Source organism: Acidovorax sp. KPB24-07 (assembly GCF_057543315.1).
Map to the genome: position 1 here is coordinate 1 of NZ_BAAJYS010000274.1, position 4,553 is coordinate 4,553.

Annotated in this window: 4 protein-coding genes and 1 pseudogene; all 5 read right to left on the reverse strand. The window is 70.6% G+C overall.

The features are described 5' to 3' along the window. The coding region (locus AC27IQ_RS19110; RefSeq protein ID WP_487090416.1) for an MFS transporter at positions 1-1,611 on the reverse strand (1,611 nt) is incomplete at its 3' end. After that, entirely contained in the window at positions 1,608-2,018 is a 411-nt protein-coding gene (locus AC27IQ_RS19115) for a GtrA family protein (RefSeq protein ID WP_487090417.1), read from the reverse strand. The genes AC27IQ_RS19110 and AC27IQ_RS19115, both read right to left, overlap by 4 nt. Positions 2,019-2,025: 7 nt before the next feature. Then, positions 2,026-3,366, reverse strand: a complete 1,341-nt coding sequence (locus AC27IQ_RS19120) for an NAD(P)/FAD-dependent oxidoreductase (protein ID WP_487090418.1) — start codon at positions 3,364-3,366, stop codon at positions 2,026-2,028. Then, the gene (locus AC27IQ_RS19125; protein ID WP_272566268.1) at positions 3,366-4,304 is read right to left on the reverse strand and encodes an NAD-dependent epimerase/dehydratase family protein; all 939 of its coding nucleotides are present in this window, start codon (positions 4,302-4,304) and stop codon (positions 3,366-3,368) included. The genes AC27IQ_RS19120 and AC27IQ_RS19125 overlap by 1 nt, the downstream gene beginning before the upstream one ends. A gap of 32 nt (positions 4,305-4,336) precedes the next feature. Continuing rightward, positions 4,337-4,553: pseudogene (locus tag AC27IQ_RS19130) on the reverse strand (hypothetical protein); the annotation flags it as partial.

The following is a 4,553-nucleotide window of genomic DNA, read 5'->3' on the forward strand; positions in this document are numbered from 1 at the left end:
GGGCCAGTGGTTGGACGGCTGCAGGTCGGCCTCGCCGGTGGGCAGCTTCACGCGGTGAAAGAGCCACGCCGCCAGCACCAGGCCACCCGCGCCGGCCAGCAGCGTGGCCGGCAGGCCCGCCTGCCCCGCCACCAGGCCCCAGCCCAGGCTGCCGGCGGCCATGGCGCCGTTGAACACCATGAGATAGATCGCCAGGCCCCGGCCGCGCACCCAGTTGGGCAGCACGGCCTGGGCCACGCCGTTGAGCGTGGTGAGCGCGATGATCCAGCCCAGGCCCAGCACCAGCATGAGCGCCACGGCGGCCTCGCGCGGCGGCGCCAGGGTGAGCACGGCCATCACGCCCGCGGTGAGCAGCGAGGCCAGCAGCACCAGCCCGTCGGCATCCAGGCGCTTGCGCAGGCGGGGCAGCAGCACCGCGCCGAGGATGGCCCCGGCACCGACCGCGCCCAGCATCACGCCGTAGAAGCCCGCCGTGCCGCCCAGCATGCGCCGCGCCACCAGCGGCAGCAGCGCCCAGACGGAGCTGGCGAACAGAAAGAACACCGCCGCGCGCAGCAGCACCACGTGCAGTTCGCGGCTGGCGCGCGCGTAGCGCAGGCCGGCGCGGAAGGCGCCGAAGAACTGCTCGTTCAGCCCGGTGGGCTCGGCCTTGGGGCGCTTCCACCACAGCAGCGCGGCGATCACGAAGCCGTAGCTCGCCACGTCCAGGCCGTAGGCCGCGGCCGCGCCGAAGCTGGCCAGCAGCAGGCCGCCGGCCGCGGGGCCGATGGCGCGGGCGATGTTGATGCCCAGCGAATTGAGCGCCACGGCGCTTTTCAGCTCGCTGCGGGGCACCAGCTCGGGCACGATGGACTGCCACGTGGGCCCCATGAGCGCCGCGCCGATGCCGCCCACGAAGGTGAGCACGATGAGCGATTCCACGGTGAGCGTGTTCGTGCGCGCCATCACCAGCAGCGTGCCGCTCACGCAGGCCAGCAGCACCTGCACGGCGATCAGAAAGCGCCGGCGGTCCAGGATGTCCGACAGCACGCCGGCCGGAATCGCCAGCAGGAAGATCGGCAGCGTGGCCGCCGTCTGCACCAGCGCCACGGCGGCGGGGCTGGACGACAGCTCGGTCACCATCCACGAACTGGCCACGTCGCGCATGAAGCTGCCGATGTTGCCCAGCACCGTGGCGGACCACAGCACCGCGAACAGCGGCAGGGCGGGGATGGCCAGCGCCGCCAGCAGCACCACGCACAGCAGGTCGAACGCACGCTCGTACACGAAAGCCGAGACGGTGCGCGCCGCCGGCACGCCGGCGCGCGCGAAGTAGCGCACGCGCACCAGCTCGCCCACCTTGCCGGGGGTCGCAGTGAAGGCGAAGCCCGAAAGGTAGGCCAGAAATCCCGCACCCCAGGGCACGGCGTGCCCCGCGCGGGCCAGCAGCCAGCGCCAGCGCAGGTAGCGCAGCAGGTAGGAGGCGAAGGCGATCGCCGCCATCGAGGGCATCCAGGCGAGCACCTGCGGCAGTTGCGCGAAGACCTGGTTGCGCGCGTCGGCCCACACCAGGGCGGCCACGTAGGCCGCCGTGCAGGCCCCGGCCGCGGCGACGGCGTGGCCGGGCTTCATGCGCGGTCGGCGAAGGACCAGCGCTTGTGGCCCAGGTAGCTGGTGAACACCGGCACGGCCACGCCCACGGCATGGGCGATCTCGGGCACGAAGGTGGTCACGCCCAGGGCGGGCAGCACCTGGCGTGCCAGCAGCAGGCTCACGGCCCAGGTCTGCGCCACCGCCACCAGGTTCACCAGCACGAAGAACGCGGCGGACTTGCGCACCGACTGCTGGCTGCCCTGGAACACGAAGGCGCGCGCCAGCAGGAAGGCCGTGACCATGCCCACGCCGTAGGCCAGCACCACGGCGTAGGAAAACGGCATCCACTGGTTGAGCACGATGCGCGCGATGAAGTTGGCGAGCGCGGCCAGGCCGCCGGTCACCAGGAAGGCCACGAACTGCCGGGAGCGGAACTGCGCGAGCATGCGGGGCCTAGACGGGTGCCGCGGCCGCCTGCGCGGCCATCTGGCGCCCGAAGCCGATGCTCTCGGAGATGCCGCGGTCCTCGGGGTAGTAGTAGGACGTGTCGGCCACCCACAGGCCGCGCACGGGCAGCTGCACGGGCGGCAGGCTGTCCAGGTAGTTGGGCGGGCAGATGGGCTGGGCATAGCGGTAGCGGCTGGCGCGCAGGGCCAGGAAGTCGCTGTCCTGCAGCTTCGGGTTGATGGCCTTCAGGTAGCGGCGCACCTTGTCGAGGAAGGCCGCGTCGGGCTCGGCGAACTTGGGGTGCTCGCCGGGCATGTAGAACGGCACATACACCACCGACTCCGCCAGCGGGCGCAGGTTGCTGTATTCGACCAGGCCGGGAATGTCCATGTCCGGATCGTTCACGTTGAGCCAGAAGTTCTCGGTCAGCGGCTGGCGCAGCTTGGCGATCACGCAGACCACGGCGATGTTCTGCAGCGCGCCGTACTGCGCCAGCAGCGCGGGCGGGAGGTCGGGCATGGTGCGCGGCACGTAGGGCAGGGGAATGGTGCTCACCACCTTGTCGAAGGCCTCGAAGCCCTGCGCGGTCTCCACGCCCTGCAAGCGCGTGGCGTCCATGCGCACGCGGGTGACGGGCGTGGACAGGCGGATCTCGCCGCCGTGGCGCTGGATGTCGGCCACCATGCCGTCCAGCAGCGTGGCCGAGCCGCCGTCGAGGTGGCCGAGCTTTTCGCGCATCAGGCTGTAGCGCGAGCGGCCGATGCGGCGGATGCGGCTCCAGATCCACGCGGCCGACAGGTTGCCGGCATGGTCGTAGAACTTGTAGTCGAACAGGCGCCGCCACAGCACCTCGTAGGCCTCCTTGCCCACCCAGCGGCGGATCCAGCCCGTGGCCTCTTCGCCGTCGAGCGGCTTCCAGTCGGTGCGCTTCGTGGACAGGAACGCGTGCAGGCCGTAGCGGAACTTGGCGACCAGGCCCAGACCCTGAAAGCGCAGCAGCGCCACCGGGTTGCCCCAGGGCTGCAGGCGCTTTTGGAACCAGTAGCCCATGCGCGTGGCGCGCCAGCGCATCCGGTCCGAAAGCCCCAGCTCGTCGAGCATCTGCAGGAAGGCGTGGTCGGAGGTGCAGTGGAAGTGGTAGTAGCGCTCGATGGGCAGGCCGTCGAAGTCGAACATCGCGGTCATGCCGCCCACGCGGTCGTCGGCTTCAAACACCACGGGCCGGTGGCCGTCGCGCGCGAGCTGGTAGGCCACGGCCAGGCCCATGGGGCCGGCGCCCAGCACGGCGATGCGCTGGCCCGGCGCGGCGGCCGTGGATGCGGAAGGAGAGGGGGTCTGCGCGCTCATCAGAACTCCAGCACCACGCGGCTGTATTCCGGGTGGTTGAAGGTTTCGTGGATGGCCTCTGCGAAGGGCGTGGCGCGCACGCCGAAGATGCCGGGCCAGTCGATCACCTCGAACTCGTCGTGGGCCACCAGCGCCTTGAGCTGGTCGGCGGTGAACGGCGGGTCCTTGTCGAACAGCGCCCACACCTTGAGCAGCAGGTAGAAAAGGCCGTAGGGGATCTTCACGATCCAGGCGCCCGCGCCCGTGGCGGCCTTGATCTGGCGAATGATGTCGATGTAGTCCACCTTCTCCAGCCCCGTGATGTTGAACACGCCGCCCACGCGGCGCTCCTCGATGCAGCGCACGATGATGCGGCAGAAGTCCGCCGCGTACAGCGGCTGGCGCATGTAGCGGCCGCTGCCCGGAATGGGGAACACCGGCACCTTGCGCATGAAGCGCGACAGCCAGCCCAGGTGCTTGCGGTCGAACCAGCCGAACATCAGCGTGGGCCGCAGCACCACGCAGGGAATGCCGCTGTCCAGCACCATCTTTTCCTGCGCGCGCTTGGTCTCGGTGTAGTGGTCCTGGGCGACCGACTCGACCACCGAGGAGCTGATGTGCACGGTCTGCGGGATGCGGTGGCGCTGGATCAGATCGAGGATGCGGCCGGTGGAGGTGAGGTTGTTGCGCACGAACGGGTCGGCCTGCGGCGCGCCGATCTGCGCCTGCAGCATGACCACCACGTCCGCGCCCTCGAAGTGGCGCTCCCACGCGCCGGGCTCGGCCAGGTCGGCGTCCTCGGCCACGATGTCGGGGTGCACCTGGCGCAGGATGGCGAGGTTGCTCGCGTGCTTGTCCAGCACGACGAGGTTGTGGTAGCCGTGCAGCTTCAGGTGGGCCACGAGGTTCTGGCCCACGAGGCCGGCGCCTCCCGGCAGGATGATTTTGGCGTTCTTCATGGTGTTGGTTTTTCTCGGCGGGTTCGGGGCGCTCACTGCGGCGCCGGTATTTGCAGGGCCACCGAGCAGTCGGTGCCGGGTGCGGTCAGGGTCACGGCGGTGGGCAGCGCCTCGGGCGCGGCCTGCAGGTAGGCGGTGAAGGTCAGGTAGCGTGCGGGCGCATGGGGTCCTCCCGGCGCGCTCAGCTTGCGCCAGCGGTGGGGCACGCCCAGGCCCACCACGGTGCCATCGGGCGCGACGAGGCGCATC